The 20,202-nt window shown below is 49.3% G+C and carries 9 protein-coding genes; 3 read left to right on the forward strand and 6 right to left on the reverse strand.

Features of this window, described 5'->3' with window-relative positions; all coding sequences use genetic code 11:
* Positions 1 to 31: 31 nt before the first annotated feature.
* Both HMPREF6485_RS01640 and HMPREF6485_RS14285 read right to left on the reverse strand, forming a co-directional pair.
* The gene (locus HMPREF6485_RS01640; RefSeq protein WP_004344229.1) at positions 32 to 3,220 is read right to left on the reverse strand and encodes a glycoside hydrolase family 2 TIM barrel-domain containing protein; all 3,189 of its coding nucleotides are present in this window, start codon (positions 3,218 to 3,220) and stop codon (positions 32 to 34) included.
* Positions 3,108 to 3,554, reverse strand: a complete 447-nt coding sequence (locus tag HMPREF6485_RS14285; RefSeq protein WP_248622189.1) for a hypothetical protein — start codon at positions 3,552 to 3,554, stop codon at positions 3,108 to 3,110. Before HMPREF6485_RS14285 ends, HMPREF6485_RS01640 begins: the two co-directional genes overlap by 113 nt.
* Before the next feature lie 99 nt (positions 3,555 to 3,653).
* On the opposite strand from HMPREF6485_RS14285, the gene HMPREF6485_RS01645 reads away from it, so the two are divergent.
* Genes HMPREF6485_RS01645 through HMPREF6485_RS01655 form a run of 3 tightly spaced genes read left to right on the forward strand, consistent with a single transcriptional unit; the run spans position 3,654 to position 10,527 of the window.
* Positions 3,654 to 6,899, forward strand: a complete 3,246-nt coding sequence (locus HMPREF6485_RS01645; protein WP_004344231.1) for a SusC/RagA family TonB-linked outer membrane protein — start codon at positions 3,654 to 3,656, stop codon at positions 6,897 to 6,899.
* A gap of 25 nt (positions 6,900 to 6,924) precedes the next feature.
* Complete coding sequence (locus tag HMPREF6485_RS01650) at positions 6,925 to 8,850, forward strand: RagB/SusD family nutrient uptake outer membrane protein (RefSeq protein WP_036927039.1); 1,926 nt, start codon at positions 6,925 to 6,927, stop codon at positions 8,848 to 8,850.
* A 12-nt stretch (positions 8,851 to 8,862) separates the two neighbouring features.
* Positions 8,863 to 10,527, forward strand: a complete 1,665-nt coding sequence (locus HMPREF6485_RS01655) for a fibronectin type III domain-containing protein (protein WP_004344233.1) — start codon at positions 8,863 to 8,865, stop codon at positions 10,525 to 10,527.
* A gap of 148 nt (positions 10,528 to 10,675) precedes the next feature.
* Here HMPREF6485_RS01655 and HMPREF6485_RS01660 read toward each other — a convergent pair whose 3' ends face one another.
* The 4 genes from HMPREF6485_RS01660 to HMPREF6485_RS01675 form a co-directional block, all read right to left on the reverse strand.
* The gene (locus HMPREF6485_RS01660; protein ID WP_248622191.1) at positions 10,676 to 12,634 is read right to left on the reverse strand and encodes an alpha/beta hydrolase family protein; all 1,959 of its coding nucleotides are present in this window, start codon (positions 12,632 to 12,634) and stop codon (positions 10,676 to 10,678) included.
* Positions 12,635 to 12,647: 13 nt separating this feature from the next.
* The gene (locus HMPREF6485_RS01665; protein WP_004344236.1) at positions 12,648 to 14,990 is read right to left on the reverse strand and encodes a glycoside hydrolase family 31 protein; all 2,343 of its coding nucleotides are present in this window, start codon (positions 14,988 to 14,990) and stop codon (positions 12,648 to 12,650) included.
* Between the two features lie 130 nt (positions 14,991 to 15,120).
* Positions 15,121 to 16,938, reverse strand: coding sequence for a RagB/SusD family nutrient uptake outer membrane protein (locus tag HMPREF6485_RS01670; RefSeq protein WP_004344237.1), 1,818 nt, complete (start codon positions 16,936 to 16,938; stop codon positions 15,121 to 15,123).
* 24 nt (positions 16,939 to 16,962) lie between these two features.
* Positions 16,963 to 20,196 carry a SusC/RagA family TonB-linked outer membrane protein gene (locus HMPREF6485_RS01675; protein ID WP_407636074.1) on the reverse strand — a complete coding sequence of 1,078 codons (3,234 nt, stop codon included), beginning with the start codon at positions 20,194 to 20,196 and terminating at the stop codon, positions 16,963 to 16,965.
* Positions 20,197 to 20,202 lie beyond the last annotated feature (6 nt).

Below are 20,202 nucleotides of genomic sequence, written 5' to 3' on the forward strand. Positions count from 1 at the left end.
TAATAAGTGGAAAAATCAGTTGATGGGCGCATCACTCCCCCTCTCCCCTCGGAGAGAGGGTGGGGATGAGGTTCAAACTCACCCCCTTCTCCCCGCGATGCACGCGATAGGGCTCCAATGGCCAGGCACCCCACGAGTTGATGCCGCCCACGCCGTAGTGCTCCGCATCGATGAAGAGATTGGTGAACTTCGACTTCTTCAACTGCTCCGGATGCCGCTGTTTCTTCTCCGTCCCCTCGTCAAGCTCGTCGATGTCGTAGTGCAAGGCCGAGGCATAGAATGGCTGATCAGCCTCTATGCGGAGTCCGAAACCACTTGCGTCGGTCTGTTGCCACCAGCGCATGTCGCTCTTGGTGCCCGTCTCCTGCGGACGGATGTAGGGGAAGAACTGCTCGTCGGCCGTCTGACTGTAGATGCCTACGGGCATGCACTCCTTGCGGTCGGAATAGTTCTCGATGGGGCCTCGGCCGAAGTAGTGGCTGTGCTCCATGTCGTAGGGCAGCTGCATGGCGAGCCCGTAGCGGAAGAAGTCGGGTGCTTTGGCCGTTGTGTCGGCCGTCATGTTCATGGTGACGAGCATCTTGCCCATGGAGCCGATGGCGTAGCGCAGGGTGAGCCCGGCCTTCACCTGCGGCAAGTCGTAGACGGCTGTGACGAGTGCCAGGTCTTTCCGGCCCTTGTCGCGCACGGCCGTGAGAGCCGTCAGCTTCATCTCCGGATGGTGCCAGACAGCGAATTTCTTGTGCATATTTGCCCCCATGTCGTTGTCGGTCACGGCGCGCCAGAAGTTGGGTTTCAGCGTGCCGCCCTCCCCGAGGAGGCTCTTTCCGCCTACTGTGTATTCGGCGAGAAGTCCGGTCTGCCGGTCAAAACGGACGGTCATGCCGTCTGCTCCCGTGAGCACGATGTCGGGCCTACCTTTCTTGTCGATAATCTTGATGGCCCCATGGCGAGGTTCTGCAGGCGAGATGGCATAGCCGTGATAGGGCATTGCAAGCTGCCGGTAGGCGATGGTTTGACCTGCCTTCATGAGTGGTTCGGCCTCCTTGAGACGGAACCGGATGTTGAGAAAGCAGTCGCCCGGCAGACTGTCGTCTACGGGCAGAGTGTATTCGTGTGTCCCGCCGGGAGCGATGTCGAGCCGGTCGAGGATGCCGCTCTTCACGGTCTTGCCCTCTTGTGTGAGCTCCCATTCGAGCCGCACGTTGCTCAGGTCGCGGAAGAAGAACTCGTTGCGAACGCTGATTTTACCCTTTTCGAGGTCGACGGGTTCGGCCCAGATATCCTGATACTGGTAGGCCAGTTCGTAGGCGTGGGGATTGAGTTGCCGGTCGGGGCCCACGATGCCGTTGCAGTTGAAGTTGTTGTCGCTCGGGTCGTAGTCGTTGTAGTCGCCGCCGTACTTGTAGATGGTGCGCCCCTCGGCGTCACGGCCACGCAGGGCCTGGTCGGCGAAGTCCCAGTCGAAGCCGCCCTGAAACTTCGGATACTTGCGCACGAGCTGCCAGTATTCGGCAAGGTTGCCGCCCGAGTTACCCATCGTGTGGTTGTACTCACACTGTATGAGCGGTTTGGTGGATGCCGGGGTGGCGGCATAGCGCTCGCAACCCTCCGGACTCATGTACATCGGGCAGAAGATGTCGGTGTTGCCACCCGTCCCGGCGCGCTCAAACTGCACCGGCCGGCTTGTGTCTTGCCGCTTGATCCAGTCGTAGGCAGCCGTGAAGTTGGGGCTGTCCTCGGTCTCGTTGCCCAAGCTCCAGACGATGATGCTCGGATGGTTGAAGTGGGCGGCCACGTTGTGTTGGTTGCGCTCGAGTATCTGGCGGCCGAAAAGCGGCGACTTGATGACCTCGGTCTTGTCCAGTCCGTGGCTCTCCTGATTGGCTTCGGCCACCACGTAGAGCCCGTACCGGTCGCAAAGGTCATACCAGCGCGGGTCATCGGGGTAGTGGCAGGTGCGCACGGCATTGATGTTCAGCCGTTTCATGAGCTTGATATCCTCTATCATCCGAGCCTCGGACACGACATAGCCTCCGTCGGGATCCATCTCGTGGCGGTCGGCCCCTTTGATGAGGATGGGCTTGCCGTTGACAAGCAGTTGGCCGTCTTTGATTTCCACTTTGCGGAAGCCCACACGCTGGGTGACGGTTTCGATCACTTTATCCCCCTCCTTGAGGCTTACGCGCAGCGTATATAAATAAGGTGTCTCAGCCGTCCATTGGTTCACATTGGGAATGTCGAACACGTATGTGTCTTCCTTGATGGGATGGAAGTGGCCCTTGCCCTTGGGCCCCTTGAGCGGGTTGCCGCTCACTTTGGGAAGCGAGGTGACGCTTTTCACCATCTTGTCATCGGCATCCGAGAGCGCATATTCCACCGCCACGTTGCCCTGATAGGTTGTTTTGACCGTCAGTCGTCCATTGGTGTAGTTGGCATCCAAGTCGGGGGTGACGCGCAGGTCGTTGACGTGCGTTTGGCGGTCGCGGGCATAGAGATAGCTCTCCCGGGCCACACCCGAAAGCCTCCAGAAGTCCTGATCTTCGTCCCACGAACCGTCGCACCAGCGGAAGGTTTGAAAGGCGATGAGGTTTTCACCTTTCTTTATATAGGGAGTGATGTCAAACTCGGCCGCCACCTTGGAGTCTTCGGCATAGCCTGCAAAGCGTCCGTTGACGTAGAGGTAGATGTTGGAAGTGACGCTCCCGAAGTGGGCAATCACCTGTTTGCCGCGCGTCCAGTCGTCGGGCACGATGATGGTGCGGCGGTAGGACCCCACGTGGTTGTCGCGCACAGGCACCTCGGGCGGCACTCCGTTGAAGTGTCCGCGCCATGCGAAGCCGATGTTCACATAGAGCGGGTCGCCATAGCCGTTGAGTTCCCAGTTGCCCGGCACAGGCATCGTGGCCCACGAAGAGTCATCAAGCGAAGGCAGATAGAAGTCGGTGGGCCGCTGGCCGGCATGCTCCACCCACTTGAATTTCCACAGACCGTCGAGGCTCAGGAAGTTTTTCGACTGCTTTTTGTCGTCAACCGAAAGGTTTTGCTCGGTGCCGTTGAAAGCGAAAAACTCGGTGTGGAGTGGCAGCCGGTTGACCTCGTTGATCTCAAGATCGTGCCATTCGGTCCATGTCGGGGCCGCAGCGGGCCGGCCGGTCTGGGCAGTCGCCATGGTGGCCGCTGTCAGGAGCGAAAGGAACAGTAAGCGTTTTTGTTTCATAGAATGAGTGTTTTTGTTGATGATATTGCAAGCCCGCCGCCGGCAGCGGGCCATGATGCCGAAACGGCATGGCTCCCGACAGGAACTGACTGTTGCAAAGATAATGAATTTTCGCCATACCCTCGTATTCTCTCAAGATATTAATGCTCCTGCAGGCGGATAAGGCTTCAGATGGTGTGTGAATAGTTAAAATTCCCATTGTGGGCGCAAATAAGGTGCTTTTTGATGCCCAAATCACCACAAATGGCACCGGAACGACAGGCGAATGGAGGAAAAATCCTCGTTTTTTTACGAAAAATAGCGATTTAACATATTTATTTTTGTTCGCAAACATAAAATGACTATATTTGCAACTCCAGAAACAAACGAACAGGATAGAAAAAGAACTTGATAACAATATATTAGAATTTACCAATCTATTAAACAGCAAACTATGTCTGGATTTTTTAAATTATGCCGTCTGGTGTTGGTATGTGCCCTTGTATTCGTAACGGGCAATATTTCTGCACAGACAGTGAAGGGAACTATCGTTGACCAAAGCGGTGAGCCTGTCATCGGTGCGACTGTCCTCGAGAAGGGAGCCGGCACCAACGGTACGGTAACTGACATCGACGGTAATTTCAGCCTTACTCTTAAAGGAAGCAGCAAGAAGGTGACCGTTTCGTATGTCGGAATGAAAACCGTGACCGTGGATGTGGACGGCAAGAGCAGTGTAAACGTGAAGCTCGAAGACGAAGCGTCGACGCTGAACGATGTGGTCGTGATCGGCTATGGCACCGTGCGCAAGAAAGATCTCACAGGATCGGTGGCCTCCATCAGCAGCGATGACATTGCCGGTGTGCCCGTGTCGAGTGTGAGCGAGGCCATGACCGGTAAGTTGGCCGGTGTGAAAATCACCACCACCGAGGGTTCGCCCGATGCCGAAGTGAAGATTCGTGTGCGTGGCGGCGGTTCGCTCTCGCAGGACAATTCACCTCTTTATATTGTCGATGGCTTCCCCGTGTCGAGCATCAGCGACATCGCTCCGTCCGACATTGAGAGCATTGATGTGCTGAAGGATGCCTCTTCCACGGCCATCTATGGTGCCCGTGGTGCCAATGGTGTCATCATCGTGACCACCAAGAGCGGCAAGGAAGGGAAGGTGGCCGTCAACTTCGGTGCCTCTCTCGGCATACGCAAGGTGGCTAAAAACATCAAGGTGCTGGATTCCTATAACTATGCGAAGTATCAGTATGAAACCCAGACCACGAGCGAGTATGGCGACTGGAACGACTTGGATATTTGGAAATCCAAGGCCGGCAACGACTGGCAGGACGAGCTTTTTGGACGCACGGGATTGCAGCAGATGTACAATCTCTCTGTCAATGGCGGCAGCAAGGAATTGAAATACAACATCAGCTATTCCCGTACGGATGATAAGAGCATCATGCTGGGCTCCGACTTTAAGAAGAACAATATCAATGCGAAGTTGAACTCGGAAGTCAGCAAGTGGCTGAGTCTCGACTTCAATGCCCGCTTGAGCTACCAGACTGTCAACGGCTTGAGTGGCGGTGCAGATACCAACGACGGCAATGCGTCCAACTCTATCATCAATTCTGCCATCATCTTCCGTCCGGTGGATCCACTGTCGACGAATGACGATGACGATACCGACGAGACTTCAAAGTCGGACATCTCGCCATTGGAGCGTATCATGGGTACGTACAAGCAGCAGCGCCGTTTCCGTCAGGACTACAATTTCGGAGTGAACTGGAAGCCTTTCAAGCACGTTACGTTCCGTTCCGAGTTCGGTTACACGTGGAGGTATGATAACACCGAACAGGCTTGGGATGCCAAGGCCACCCGCAACTTCAACTTGGGTAAGGGTTTCCCGCAGTCGCGTTTCACCCGCGAAGACACCCGAGGCTGGCGCAATGCCAACACGCTGACTTACGATGCCAAGAATGCGTTTGCCAAAGACGACCGTCTGAATGTGCTCGTAGGCCAGGAATGGTCAAGTTCGCAGGAAAGAGACTACTACTCTTCGACCATCAACTTCCCCTCAGACTTCACGATCGGCGAAGTGCTTGCCCATCAGGGAGCCGGCACGGCCAATCCGCAATCCAACTATATCGGCCAAAAGGACAATCTCTTGTCGTTCTTCGGTCGTGTCAACTACTCGCTTGCTGACAAGTATCTGTTGACCCTGACGCTTCGTGCCGACGGCAGTTCGAAGTTTGCCGATGGCCATCGTTGGGGCTATTTCCCCGCCGCCGCCTTCGCATGGCGTTTGAGCGACGAGAGTTTCATGCGCTCCACGGCCTCTTGGTTGTCCAATCTGAAACTGCGTTTAAGCTACGGTACAGCGGGTAACAACCGCATTCCATCGGGCAGCATCTCCCCGTCGTATGCTTTCCCCACCGACTATTCCAAGGTGAAGGCACCCTACTTTGACGAGACGCTCACCACGATGTTGCAGAAAGGTGATGTGCTTTCAAACTCCAAATTGAAGTGGGAAACCACCGTGACCCGTAATGTCGGTATCGACTACGGTTTCTTCAAGGGACGCATCAACGGTACGTTGGATTTCTATTGGAACACGACGAAAGACCTGTTGATGAAGACCGCTGTCTCCACCAGCTCCGGTTACAGCTATCAATACCGCAATTTCGGCCAGACATCCAACAAAGGTGTAGAGTTGGCCGTGAACGCTTCCATCCTGTCGAAGAAGAATGCCACGCTCGATTTCACCGGTAATATCTCCTACAACCGCAATAAGATAGACAAGTTGGACACCGGCTCGGAGTGGGATGCCAACAAGTGGGCAGGTACCAATCTGAGCTCTTATGAGAACTTCCGCATTGTGGAAGGCGGCCGGTTGGGCGAAATCTGGGGCTATCGCATGAACGGCTACTACACGCCCTACGACGCTACGCTCAATCCGACGGGCGAGTTGATTCTCGATGGCACCACTTGGAAACTGCGCGATGGGGTCAACGACAAGAGCTACACGGCCATCGGTCAACTCAAGCCCGGTTCGCCCAAGCTCGAGGTCGACGAAAACGGCAATCCCGTGAAGCAGCGTTTGGGCAATACGATTGCCCCTTGGGCCGGTGGTTTCGGTCTCAACGCCACTTTCCACGGCTTCGACGCTTCCGTGTTCTTTAGCTATCAGTTCGGCGGAAAGCTCATCAACGGCACGAAGATGCTGTCTTCTTTCTTCAATAACTCCACCAAGCAGCGCAACCTCAATGCCGATTTCTACACCCGCTACACAGGTGTCGATCCCGTCAACGGAGCCAAGCTGACTTCACCGACTGCCACCGTTATCGATCAGTATGGAGGCAGCGACAAAGTCGTTGCACGCCTGTTGGAAATCAACGAGGGTGCCACCATCTACAACCCGGCGGTGATGACCAAGACTTTCTTGACCGATTATGCAGTGGAGAGTTCTTCCTTCCTGCGTTTGCAGAACCTCACGATAGGTTATACACTCCCCACCAGCTTGATTAAGAGAGTGTTCCTGACCAATGTCCGCTTCTATTTTACGGGCTACAATCTCCTCACCATCACCGGTTACAGCGGCAACGACCCTGAAGTGGACAGCTTCGGCAAGAAGTATCCCATGTGCCCCGGCATCGACTACGCTTCCTATCCGAAGAGCCGTCTGTATGTATTCGGTGTTAATGTCTCATTCTAATCAACTGAATCAAGCGTATTTGAAAATGAAAAATATTATCAAGACAATCATCATTGGCGCCACTGCCCTGGGCTTTGCTTCCTGTAGTGACTTCCTTGATCAGACTTCGCCGTCTGACCTGTCGAAGGAAAATGTCTATTCTTCCGCCTATTATACCCGCAATGCCTTGAACAAAGTCTACGGTCTGTTGGTGGAAGATGCCACCTACTCGCAGGTGTTGGCCTTCTCGTTTATGGTGAATTCAGACTGCGAACTGGTCAATGCCCTTGGCGAATCAAAAGCCACGGAAGACGCAAAAGGGCACAGCCTGAACAACTATTATACCTCCAAAGCCGGTACGTTCGACAAGGTGCAGCGTGCTTGGGACAAGATGTATGAGGCCATTGAAGACTGTAACGACCTCATAGCCAATGTCAGTGACAAATCAAGCAAGGAACTTCTTTACTACAAAGGGGAAGCACTCACGTTGCGCGCCATGCTCTATTTCGACCTCGTGCGTAACTGGGGAGATGTGCCTTTGAAGATGGACCCCACCCGCGAAGACCTCTCCAACATCAATCATGGCAAGACCGACCGCGACGTGATCATGGACACGCTCATCGTGGATTTAACCAAAGCCATTGATCTGCTGCCTTGGGCAGGCCAGAGTGGCTACACCACCGAGCATGTCACCAAGGGCTATGCCCATGCGCTTCTGGCCCAGATAGCCATGCAGCGTGCAGGCTGGGCCATCCGCGAACAGGCCAAGACGGGTTACGAGACGGCAAGCAAAAACAGCGACCCCGTTTATCCCACGCAGCGTCCGTCGGCCGATGTGCGTACCAAATACTACCGGCTCGCACTGGAACACCTCAACGCCGTCATCGGCAGCGGGGTGCATGCGCTGAACCCGAGCTTTGCCAACGAATGGTATCTCATCAACCAACGCCGGCTCGACACGCAGTATCGCGAAAACATCTTCGAGATTCCGATGGGGCTCGGTTCATCGGGCGAGTTGGGCTACTCAGTGGGTGTGCGCGTGAGCGGAGCCACGGCCAAGTTTGGCCCCAAGGGCAACTCTTCTGCCAACGTGCAGTTGACGGCTCCCCTCTTCTGGTCGTTCGACCAGAGCGGCAAAGATACGCGCCGCGATGTGACCTGTGCCACCTACACCATCTCCACCGATGCCGGCACCGGACTGATGACGGAGAAGATGGACGGCAACAAGCCTTTCGCCATCTACTGCGCCAAGTGGGATTTCCGCAAGATGAATGAAGAGTGGCGGCAGCTGGCAGTCAACTCCGATGCCAGTTCGAAAGTGATGACCGGTATCAACACCGTTAAGCTGCGCTACTCGCAGGTGCTCCTCCTCTACGCAGAAGTGTTGAACGAACTCAACGGCGGTCCCGACAACAGCACCGGCGGTGCAGGCATGACGGCCCGCGAGGCTCTGGCCGCCGTCCATGGACGGGCATACGCTTCGGCAGACAAGAGCGTGGCCGAAAACTATGTGAATGGCATTTCTGCCGACAAAGATGCGTTCTTCAATGCCCTTGTAGACGAAAACGCATGGGAGTTTGCCGGTGAGGGCGTGCGCAAGTATGAGCTTGAGCGCTGGAATCTGCTGAGCGATAAAATCGACCAAATGAAGGCCGACTACACGGCGCAGTTGAATCAATATCCGGCCAAACTCTACTACAAGACCTATCAGGATGCCGACGGAGTGAAGATAGACATGAGCAGCGTGTGCTGGTATGAAGAGCCTGCCAACACCGACGGCTACACCTCCGTGACCTTCTGGGGAGCGGAACTCACCGACAGCAAGCAGCAGAACCTCAAGTCGTTCCTGCCCTATATCAGCGGAGGACTGAACGCAACGGTGAAAAACCGCTACCTATTGCCCATCTACTCCACCACCATCTCGGATGCAGCCGGAACGCTGCAAAACTCTTATGGTTTTGACAATAAATAAAAACAGCAAGCAATGATTCTCAAGCATATCAACCAAACAGTCTGCGCAGGAGCCTTTGTGCTCCTGGGTGCAGTCTCTGTAGCTTCTTGCACCGACAAGAACGACTGGGGAGTAGACGCAAGTCACGACCGTTTGTTCCACCCCACCACGCTCACGGTCACTCCTCAGGACGACCGTGCAACCGTCACTTTCTCCAAGATGCCGGATACCGACTACTACGTGGTGGAATACAGCACCGATTCCCTCTATGACGCAATTCCCATGGGCGGCACAGCCCATAGCGTGGTAGATTCTTCCTTCACGTCTTCTCCCGACACCATTTACAATCTTGAAGGCACCACCAAGTATTTCCTCCGCATCATGAGCCGCAACAAGACCGGGAAGGCCTCTACGTGGAAATATCTCGACGATTACAGTTTCAAGACCAAGTCGGAGCAGATATTCAAGACACTCGATGCCGCCGATGTAGATGAGAACAGCATCCGTGTGAGTTGGAAGTCGGGTGCCAAGGTGACCAACATCGTTGTGCTTCAGAATGGTGAGGAGCAGCAGAATATCGCCTTGACCGACGAACAGAAGGCTGCAGCTTCCTACACCGTCACCGGTCTGAAGCCCACCACCACCTACACCATCAACATCTTGAACGGCGAGAACAAGCGCGGTTCGCTCACCGCCACCACCGCAGCAGCCATGCCTGCTGCCGACTATAAGGTGACGCTCTCGCCCGATGTGAAGGAACTCTCGCAGACACTCATCGATGAGATTGCCGCCAAGGCCAAAGAGAAAGCAGGCAGCACGACCAACTACAGTGCCACTATCGCGATTCCGGCCGGTGTGACACTTGATGTGCATGGCATCGGTGACGACGGCAATCCCGCCAGTCTGACCATCCCTGATGGTATGTCGGTGACTTTCTTCGGACTGTCCGGAGGTGAAGTTCCCACACTCAGCCTCACCAAAAACTTCGATCTCGCCGGCAGTCATGCCTACGTGAGATTCCAAAACTTAAAGCTGAAAGAGAATGGCGCAAGCTATTTTGTCAACCAGAGTGCCAGCGCCACGGTAGGCGATTTCGCGCTCACCGATTGCGAAGTGGCCAACATCAAGAATGCCTTCTTCCGTTTGCAAGGCAGCAACGGCATCACCATCAACAACCTGACGCTCACCAACTGCCTTTTCCACGATATGTGTGCAGGCTATTCGTTCATCCATGTGGACGCCGGTTCGGGCAAGGGCGTGGTGAAAAATGTCAGGATGACCGATTGCACGCTCTACAATGTGGCCGAGACGGGCAAGATGTTCATTTACAGTAAGAACACCGACATGGAATCTGTCGTACTCGACCACATCACGATGTACAACTCTATCGGCGGTGACAACTTCCTGATAGATTTTGGCAAGAACACCTTCGGAGCTGCCACGTTTACCATCAGCAATTCTATCTTTGCGAAGACTCCTATGGCAGAATCGAAGAAGAATATCCGTGCCCGGGCTCTGCCTGTGTACACCAACACCTACACAACCAACGACTTCGCCATCAAATTGAAAGGAAGTTCTGCGCTTGATGCAGCTGCAACCGATGTGTTTGCAAATCCCTCCAAGGGCGACTTCACGCTCAAGGCGGCTTATAGCCGTCTCGGTGCCGGCGATTCCCGCTGGATTCCTGCTTCCGAATAGATAAGTCCATTCGTAATATCATTTGAGGCGGCTGCTTCAAAAGCTTCACCCGTTGCGTGAAACCTTTTGAAGCTGCCGCCTCTTTTTCATCTTTTCTCATGAGGGTGGAGAAAAACTACGGTAGGGTATACAGAGTCCCCCTCCCACTCTAATCACATATATTTATCCTCTTCCGACTGATTTTAACAAGATCCGGAATATCATAGTAGCGCAGTACCCCCACAAGAGTATTAGACATCATATTCTGTTGTAGTGGATACTCAATATATGTTCTCCATGTTTTCAGTGTCTTGGTCAATATGGCTGCATGGATGCGCTCGTCCAAAATTGTAGCATGCATAACGGCAACGGCACTAATTCCATCTGCCTCAATACAGATAGGATGCCCTGACAAAATCGGCTGTTGACCACAAAAGTTGAGTAAGGTGCGAATATCCATTACCCGTTGTCCCAAAAGAGGCCTACCGACATGTAAGGCAACAACCGCAGTACGATACTGGCTATTCCAATATTTTGATAGATTATACTGATACAAATCTGCTGTCTCACCAAATCCTCTTAGGTCTGCTGCTATTGTAATGCTACCATTGGACCAAGCATCCATACGGTCGTTTTCTGCCAACCAAGCTGCTTTTCCACGATCGGTAAGATGGATAACTATTGGTGAATCTGCTCTTATATCAGAGGGAATTCTAACAATGACCGGTAACGGATATTCCCCCTTACAATTTACCTGATAACGATATTCTGTAGCAGTACGCAACATTCTGCATCCCGTTTGCACCGTCTCTATCCGGTCATTGAATGTGTCCGGCAATCCAAGAATTATCTTCATCCTCCTCTGAATGGTTTGCAAATCTTGCCGACAGAATTCCTCCCTGGCATCAGCTAAAGAATTCATTTCATCCATACATGCTTGCATAGAACTTTGGGCATTGCGATACTCCAAATTTACCTGACCACTCTTAGTGCAGAGCATATTGTCATCTTGCCAATATTCCAATGGCTTCAGTGGAGACATATCATCCAGCAGCCACCGACGAAACCATGTCACCATCTTTTCTTGGGCATCTGTTGGCACCGCATGGCCATCTTCAAAATAATACTGTTCGACCTTTTCAGAATGGCCCAAAACAGTATAGCACTGTTTCACCTCATCAAATCCCTGTAGAGCCCCCCAATGATCGACAAAATCATATAAACCATCCATCACGAGAAAAGGTTTGGGAGCCATCATCATTCCCATGTCTGCAATCTCTATATGTTCCTTCCCCTCACACGGCATCCATTGACAACCATCGCTGGGCCCCTGACTTTCCAAAGTACGTTCACGTGACGAAAAAAAGAGTCCGACACATCCCACTTGAATCCGCTTATCCAATCCAATGAGATAGGCTGTCTGTGTCCCGCCTCCAGAAAATCCATAACAACCAATCTTGCTTCCATCAATATCCTTACGGGTAAGAAGATAATCGATAGCCCTGCTGTTGTCAAAATATTCCTGAGCAGCCAAACTGGAGCCAAGAAGCAAATACATGGGGGCAAGAAGTGTATGTTCAGTCGTGACGCCTCTCGTTAGATTTTTGCCATATACATCAATAAGCTGCTGGCGCTCTCCTTGCCCCAATGGGTCTACAACCATCACAGCAATACCGTTGGCAGCCATACGCTCCGCAATCATTGATCCACATCCTTTACCATTTTGCCCGTGCCCACACATTTCAATGCAAGCAGGTACTCTGCCACGATGTTCTTCCGGCAGATAAAGATGCGCCGTGACATATCTGCCGGGAGCACTACAGAAGATGATTTTCTCAACATAGAAGCCACGCCCTTTCTTGGTGTCCACCACGCTACTTTTCATCTTGCCTCGCACAGGCAAAGCACCAAGAAGTCTTCTGAATCTTGCTCGCAACCCACTGATATAAGTCTCCATCTCTTCTTTTGTTGCAACGGCTCTATTGAATGTCTCAGCTCTGGCCCGATTATGTTGATGCACCTCCATCATCTCATAATTGAAAAACGATGCAGCCGACCGGAAACGCAAAGCTTGATAGTCTTGAGCAGACACCCAAACAGATAGTAGTGTCAATATGATGGCAGTCATTATCCTTTTCATCTTATTTTACCCTTATTGTAATACCCTCCTGATTATTCTTACCGGTATAGAAACTAACCCGTTTGAGCGTGTCATCATATTGCCAATCACTGATGGTATGCCCATCCACCTCTACAGAGGAAGGTCTGTCGTCTAAGTAGGCTATAACATGGAACTGATGGGAGGTTGGTTTAAATTTACCTTCTGTTTTATGTATCTTAAGTTGCCAAGTTTTATTCTTCATACAACTTTCAATCTTAGTCAAGGCATAGATACCCTTTTGGTAATCCATCGATTTACCGTCATCCTCATAAAGATTATACGAAGAATACTGAGAAGGATAGACAAGAAGGGTAATATCTTTAACAGGTCGCTCGCCGATATACTGCATGGCTTCCTGCTGTGGAATGATAGCACCTCTCCTTATAAAAATAGGCATCACATCAATAGGAGTAAGAAACGATTTATGCTGGCGCCCCAGAATCCGCTCGCCGGACCAGAAATCCACCCAGTCTCCACCAGGAAAATAAACCGGGCGTGAGAGGGCATTTTTGACAGTCACCGGACAAATCATCATATCACGGCCAAACATAAACTGATTGGAAATATTGTACGTGATAACATCCTGTGTGTAATCATAGAGCAACGGAGCCATGATTGGCCTTCCGGTTTGATACATATCCCACGCACTTGTGTAAAGATAAGGCTGTAAGGCATAGCGCAGGGAGTCATACTTAATAAATATTCTCTGCGCCTCTTCCCCATAAGTCCAGGGGGCATGGTAACGAGGATGATCCATTCCGAAGAGAATGGAAACCGGTGAAAACATCCCAAACTGGCACCAACGCAGATATAGATCGGTGTCATAGGCAGAATATTGTTCAAAACCTCCCATGCAATGGCTCCAATACCCGACACCCGAAAGGCCTATATTCAGGCCTCCACGGATAACTGGCTCGAACCATTGCCATTCCGAGCCCCAGTCTCCGGCCCAGATGAAAGGATAGCGCTGTATGCCGGCATACCCCTCACGTGTATGGTTGAATCCACGCTGCCCGTTGAGTTGGGCAAACAGTTCGTATGGTGCTTTGGCATAGGCAATAGGAAAAAGATTGTGCATCTGTTGTTGTCGTAAGCTCGCATTTTTGAAATGAAGTGCGCTTCCCACATCAGTCTTAAGGAATTTGACGCCCAAGTCCGTAACTCTCTTGGCCGCATTCTTCCACCACCAATCAACGGCTTCGGGAGAGAAAAAGTCAACAATGGCGTTGGTGTTCCCATCAGTAATTGTATATCCGGACTTTCGGGCATCATCGAGCAGAGTATTGCGTTTGCCATTATCTAGGAGCGAACGAACATGCAATCCTAACATTGCCACATGATTCTTGGTCGCATATTCTATCATATTCTTAGGATTCTTGAATGTCTCCCGGAACTCGAAAGAACATCCTCCATTACCCAAACTCATAAAATTTCGCCACGTAGAATCCAGCCAAAGCAGATCAAAAGGTACGCCTTCCCTGCGCAACCGGGATATCAGTTCGATCACATAAGTATCAGAGGTCTCCTTCTCATGTTTCCAAGTTCCGCCACTATAAGAGCCGACATGCAGACCATAAGCTTCGCGGGGCATCAGTGGGGCTGCCCCCGTCAACTGTTGATAACTATGTATCATGCTCTCCATACTCGGCCCAAAGATAAAAAAATAGTCATTGTCACCACCAGATGCACTGAAACTATAACAGTCGTATTGACTCCATCCCATATCCCAGTTGGTGGGCATAGCTGTATGAAAAAAAATGGCATACCCCAGATTGCTCAACATCAGTGGTATGGGACAATAGTTGGCACGTAGGATATCCTTACCTCCCACAGCCGGTTTAGGGCCGGAACCTAATTCCACATTCAAGCGAATACGTTGGCCCCGTTGGTCAAGATTGTCCATGCGTTCTCCAAAGCCAAAAAAATGCTCGTTGGCATTCATCGTGACCACATTGCAAACGGAGTCCTTACAAAAAGAGTCGACTTCCTTATAAAGTATTCTTCCCCGATTGTCAGTTACGGTGATGCGCCAAGGATCTTTATCCACGTGTATCTTCAGACTTCGGGTCGTGACATTCGACTCATTGACCACGAAATCTATATGCCCAAAATCATACTTCGTAACCATCCATTTCTCATTTTCCGGCATCCTGCCATCAGTACTTTTCGTCACACGAAACATATTGTCCGTGCATATAGAGAGCCGGAGGACACTCTTCCCCGATGAGTACATAACATCGTTGCCTGTTACCAAGGGAGAACCTATGGCGGTGACTGTGGTTACAAGCATTGTCAATAGTAGAATAGTCTGTTTGTTTATCATTTGTCTCTTGCTGTTTTTACAATTTGTTCTGTTCATCTATCTAATGCCATAAAATCTTTTTAACATTGGAGGCTCTGCTACCTGCACACCTCCACAGATGGTATGGTACAATTAAAATATGGCACATAGGTCATCTATATCCATAATTATTGATCAATGATCCATTAGAAGCATCAATATCCGTTTGGAATATGGGCCAATACTGCCTCGAATTCGGATCGTTGACATAAAAATTGTTCAGATCGTTCTCTTTCACGGCAACTGTAATGAAGTCATAGTCAAGCTTTCTCCAACCTTCTCCTTTTGGCACAGCATTCTCTCCACGAGCTAAACCGTAATATTCAAATTTACCATCTACAGTACGGTAGTAAACATCATGAGGAACCATACTGTAAGCACCGGTACGTGCTTTCAGTTGTTTCATTTTTATGGCTGTTGCCTTTACCTCCCTGCCAAGGATATTCCACCGGATAAGGTCTTGCTTACGCAACATTTCTCCGGGAAATTCCAACAGTCGTTCTTTCTGTATGGCCCGGAGCATGGCATCTTTACCATTAATGGAATTGATATAAGCTGTAACATGCTCGGCACAATCAGCCTGACTAAAGGCCCGCTGACGCACCATCGTAAGATATTTTTTGGCAAAAGCGAGGTCGCCAAGTTCATTGGCTATTTCTGCAGCCATCAAGAGAATATCTGCATAACGGATAACAGGCAAGTTCACACCATCGTCATTACTATTCACGACACGATTCATACGCTCATAATCATACTTCCCAAAATTGAATCCGGGATGCGCCTGGCCTGTTCCCAAGTTGTCGAGAGTGTAACCATCTCCATTCCATTTATAAGGCACACAATTGATATCACGACGCTCGTCACCTTGGTCATATTCATAATAGAGCGTGGGAACCGGACAATTCTGTCCACCTTTGTTCGCAACACTCAGATGGCTGCTCTTTGTCTTATGGTATACGCCAAAATGATAGAAGAAACGCCCACGACCAGAAGCAAATGGAATTTCAAAGATAGACTCCCGATTGGATGTAATGACATCTTGACAGAGTTCATTCCAAATTGATTCATAGGTGGCATTCAGCTTCAAATTGGCATTATCGATGATATTCTTCAAATCATCATAAGCCTCCTGCAGCAGTGGTAGACCTGTCAATTCTGTATCGTTACTCCTTCTGACACAGTAACCAACCGGATCATCAAGAGAGTTTGGACGCTCTGCATAACCTTCAGCCATGAGAATGAGACGGGCCCGTAAACCAAGGGCGTAAGCCTTGTTCACACGTTCAGTCGTTGAAGTTCTTTTTGATGCGCCCGGCCAAGGGAGATAGTTAGCAGCTTCTTTCAAATCGGCTATAATCTGCTTATAAATCACATCACGATCAGCCTTAGCCTGATACAAGGTCTTACCGGTGACAGGCGCAAAGCGTGCAGGAACATCTCCCCATGCCCGAATCAAGTCATAGTAGTATTGAGCACGTAAGGCTAAAGCTTCTCCCAACAGATAGGCCATATCGGCGTTCTTATCAGGATTACCATAATTTCGGATACCATCGATGCAACAGTTCGCCACCTCTATACCATTAAAGAAACAGGTGTACGAGTTGACACTGCTACCAGACCCCATCCAACCATTGGCTTGAAAAGCACCATAAGAGCATAGTGAAGCCTTTTCATCGGAATTTGGACTGGCCAGATCGTAATATACCTCTGCATCAGTATTCATACCATAATAAGGCATATAACGCGCACGATGAGAATTTGTCTGTGCAAAATAACTGTATATGTTGATGACTGCATCTTCCGCAAGCGATACATTCGAATAAACAGTTTTATCATCATACTCGGATGGACTTTGCACTTCCAGATAATCATTACAGGAGGTTACAATCAAGCCAAGCAACAGGGCAAAAATAATAGATTTATCTTTCATATTGTCAAGATATTGTAGTGTTAATTAAAAGGTTAGATTAAAACCAAAAATAAATTGGCGGCTTTTCGGGTAAGCAGAATAATCCACTCCGGGACAAATGAGAAAGTTACGACAACAATCCACTTCCGGATCCATACCACTATAATTGGTAAAACAGAACAAATTGGATGCTGTTATATATAATCGTAGATTCTGAATAAACACCTTACTCAGAATATGCTTTGGCAAGGTATATCCCAATGTTAAAGTCGACAGACGAAGGAACGAACCATCCTCAATCGCCCAATTGGTACAAACAGCCTTACTGGTATAGGGCGACCACATGACGGTATTGGCATTCATAGAAGCCAAGATTACCGGATCATTGACAAGATTGCCATTAGCATCTATGTTGGTCCAACGTTTGCCTTCTGCCATAGTTGTGCTTAGATTACGCCAAAGTCCACCACGCGTGGATGTCTGATCTATCTTGTCAGCATTATAGATGTCATTGCCCAAACTGTATGTAAAATCTGCATTGAGATCAAAACCACAAAAATGAGTCCCAATTGTAAAACCACCTGTCGCCCAGGCATTGGCATCACCTATCTGAACCTTATCGTCATCGTTGATAGTTCCATTACCATCCATATCTTTCAGTTTCAAGGCTCCCGGCCGTACAGTACCCACGACACCACCACTATTTGCCACACCATCCTTAAGTATCCACCTACCATTCTGACACCCAACAAAATCTTCTATACCATAACGGCCGGTTCCCTCCAATTCATAGCCAATAATGGTTCCTACGGGGAGGCCCGGTTTGATTATATAGTCAGCCCCACATTCGGTACTGGCCCAATAGGAAGCCTTGGTATAAAAACCCATCTTTCCCAAACTGACAACTTTATTAACATTATGTCCAATGGTGAATGAGAAGTCCAATCCGAATTTCTTGGTATTTACTGCATTGTAGTTTAGAGTCAATTCAAATCCTTTATTATTGGTCTCTCCCACATTCTGAAATTGCGTGTTGTATCCATTACCGGTAATCTGCATTTCCATTAACAGGTCTTTCACATTATTTTGATAAAGTTCGAAGGAACCATTAAGTTTATTGTCAAAAAAGCCAAAATCGACGCCCATATTAACAGAACGGGTCGTTTCCCACTTCAAATCCGGATTGCTCATTGTCAGTCCAGCTGTCAGCCACGAACTAGCTAAATTCAACCAAGACTGTTGCGTAATAGCATATGAGCGGATAGTCTGACCGGATGGTATATTATTATTACCACTGACACCATAGCTTAGACGAAGCTTGAGATTACTCAACCAGTTTTTGGTATCTTTCAGCCATGGTTCTTCCGAAACTCTCCACCCTCCGGCTACAGAAGGAAAATACCCCCACCTGTTGCCTTTGGTAAATTTACTAGAACCATCTGCCCGAACAGAGACTGTCAACAAGTATCGTTCCAAATAACTGTAGTTCACGCGTCCAAAAAAAGAGAGCATCTTATTCTTGGGATAGAAATATTCATTCCCTTTAGTCGGTTTGCCTTGTGAGGAAAAACGAAATGCCATGTCAGCATTATAGAATTTCGGAAAACCTTCAATGCGCGTTGTTGTCAAGGTTTCATCAACGATAATATTTTCCTCTCCCAACAACATATTTAATGAATGCTCCTTGGGTAAAATTCTTGAGAAATCGTATTGCAGAGTATTCGTATTACGAAAAGTGCGGCGACTCACTTGCGTACGATTGGTCAATGGCAATGTCTGATAGGCCGACTGCGCATTGTTTTGTGATTCATAAGTCGTTGTGCCAAAAAAATATTTCAGGTCGTTGGAATAGGTGTCTAAACCAACATCAGTTTTAAGTATCAACTCGGGAAGAATATTCCATGTCCAAGCCCCATTCATATTAAAGTTCTGCCGGGCACGTCTCTTAAAGTTATCGGCAAGGGCCGTTAGCGGATCCTCCAATCCATCATCGACATCATCTTCACTGATTGTACCTCCGAGTTGTTCGGCATCAATATGAAATGGCATTGAGACAATAGCATGACGGATTCGGCCAAACGAATTAGAAGAAACAGAGTTTTGATCGCCAGAAGAATCTCCTTGTCCATCGCCATAGATCTTTGTCCGAGAGTATCGAGCAGAAAATTCCAACTTATTCTTCTTGTTTGGCTCATAATTCAGCTTAAGACTCAGATTATTACGGTTATAATCAGACGTCAACAGGATCTCTTTCTCATTTATGTAGTTGTATCCAACTGTAAAGCGGAGTTTTTCTGATCCGCCAGAGATATTGAGATTGTGACTAAACACATTCCCAGTACGCCCATAGACTTCATGCTGCCAGTCCTTTTTCTCTAAAGTACCGGACAATTTAGATATATCATCCCATCCTCCAAACACTTTCTGATACTTATCATGGTTCGACCCTGATGCAAGAAGTGACAACTCGTATTGCCATTTTAGGTAATCCTCCAAATCTAAGACATCAACTTTATCAGCCGCCTTCTTAAAACCTATGTAAGCATTATAATTGACCACTACTTTTCCAGCCTTTCCACTTTTAGTTGTGACAAGAATAATACCGTTAGATCCACGACTACCATAAATTGCTGTAGAAGAAGCATCTTTCAGTACATCGATAGTCTCAATGTCGGAAGCCGGAATGTCCGAAATGGAACTAACAGGAAAACCATCGACAATATAAAGAGGTGTATTGTCACGGGTAATGGAACCACCTCCACGAACACGAACTATAATTTCTGCATCAGGATTACCTTCCGGCAAAGTGACACGTACCCCGGCTAACTTACCCTGCATGGCTTCCACGGGTGATGCTACCGGCACTGCAACGAGGTCAGCATTACCAACAGAGGACACAGAACCCGTCACGTCTTTACGTTTCACAGAACCATATCCAATGGCAACAACTTCATTTAACAAATTGGCATCTTCAATCAAAGATATTACCAGATTACTACTCGACGCTGTCACAATTCTATTCTTATACCCCACGTAAGATACCTCCAATTTAGTATCTTTCGGAACAGATATAGTGAAGTTCCCATCCATATCGGTTATTGTACCAACAGAGGAACCTGGCACCTTGACACTTGCACCGATAACAGGTTGTCCGGTGTCATCAGTCACCGTACCAGAAACGCTAAGATTCTGCGCTTTCGTACATAAAGTAGAAGATAGCAGGAATACAAGTGTGCCTAAAACGCACCTTTTTAAGTAGTTCATTTTTCCATTTCTCATAATAAA

Origin of the sequence: Segatella buccae ATCC 33574, assembly GCF_000184945.1 — a bacterium.
In the GTDB taxonomy this organism is placed as follows: Bacteria; Bacteroidota; Bacteroidia; order Bacteroidales; family Bacteroidaceae; genus Prevotella; species Prevotella buccae.

Excerpts from the sequence above, each read along its gene's own strand:
- HMPREF6485_RS01640 (WP_004344229.1), bottom strand. The coding sequence starts at position 3,220 with ATGAAACAAAAACGCTTACTGTTCCTTTCGCTCCTGACAGCGGCCACC.
- HMPREF6485_RS14285 (WP_248622189.1), bottom strand. The coding sequence starts at position 3,554 with ATGTTTGCGAACAAAAATAAATATGTTAAATCGCTATTTTTCGTAAAA.
- HMPREF6485_RS01645 (WP_004344231.1), top strand. The coding sequence starts at position 3,654 with ATGTCTGGATTTTTTAAATTATGCCGTCTGGTGTTGGTATGTGCCCTT.
- HMPREF6485_RS01650 (WP_036927039.1), top strand. The coding sequence starts at position 6,925 with ATGAAAAATATTATCAAGACAATCATCATTGGCGCCACTGCCCTGGGC.
- HMPREF6485_RS01655 (WP_004344233.1), top strand. The coding sequence starts at position 8,863 with ATGATTCTCAAGCATATCAACCAAACAGTCTGCGCAGGAGCCTTTGTG.
- HMPREF6485_RS01660 (WP_248622191.1), bottom strand. The coding sequence starts at position 12,634 with ATGACTGCCATCATATTGACACTACTATCTGTTTGGGTGTCTGCTCAA.
- HMPREF6485_RS01665 (WP_004344236.1), bottom strand. The coding sequence starts at position 14,990 with ATGATAAACAAACAGACTATTCTACTATTGACAATGCTTGTAACCACA.
- HMPREF6485_RS01670 (WP_004344237.1), bottom strand. The coding sequence starts at position 16,938 with ATGAAAGATAAATCTATTATTTTTGCCCTGTTGCTTGGCTTGATTGTA.
- HMPREF6485_RS01675 (WP_407636074.1), bottom strand. The coding sequence starts at position 20,196 with ATGAGAAATGGAAAAATGAACTACTTAAAAAGGTGCGTTTTAGGCACA.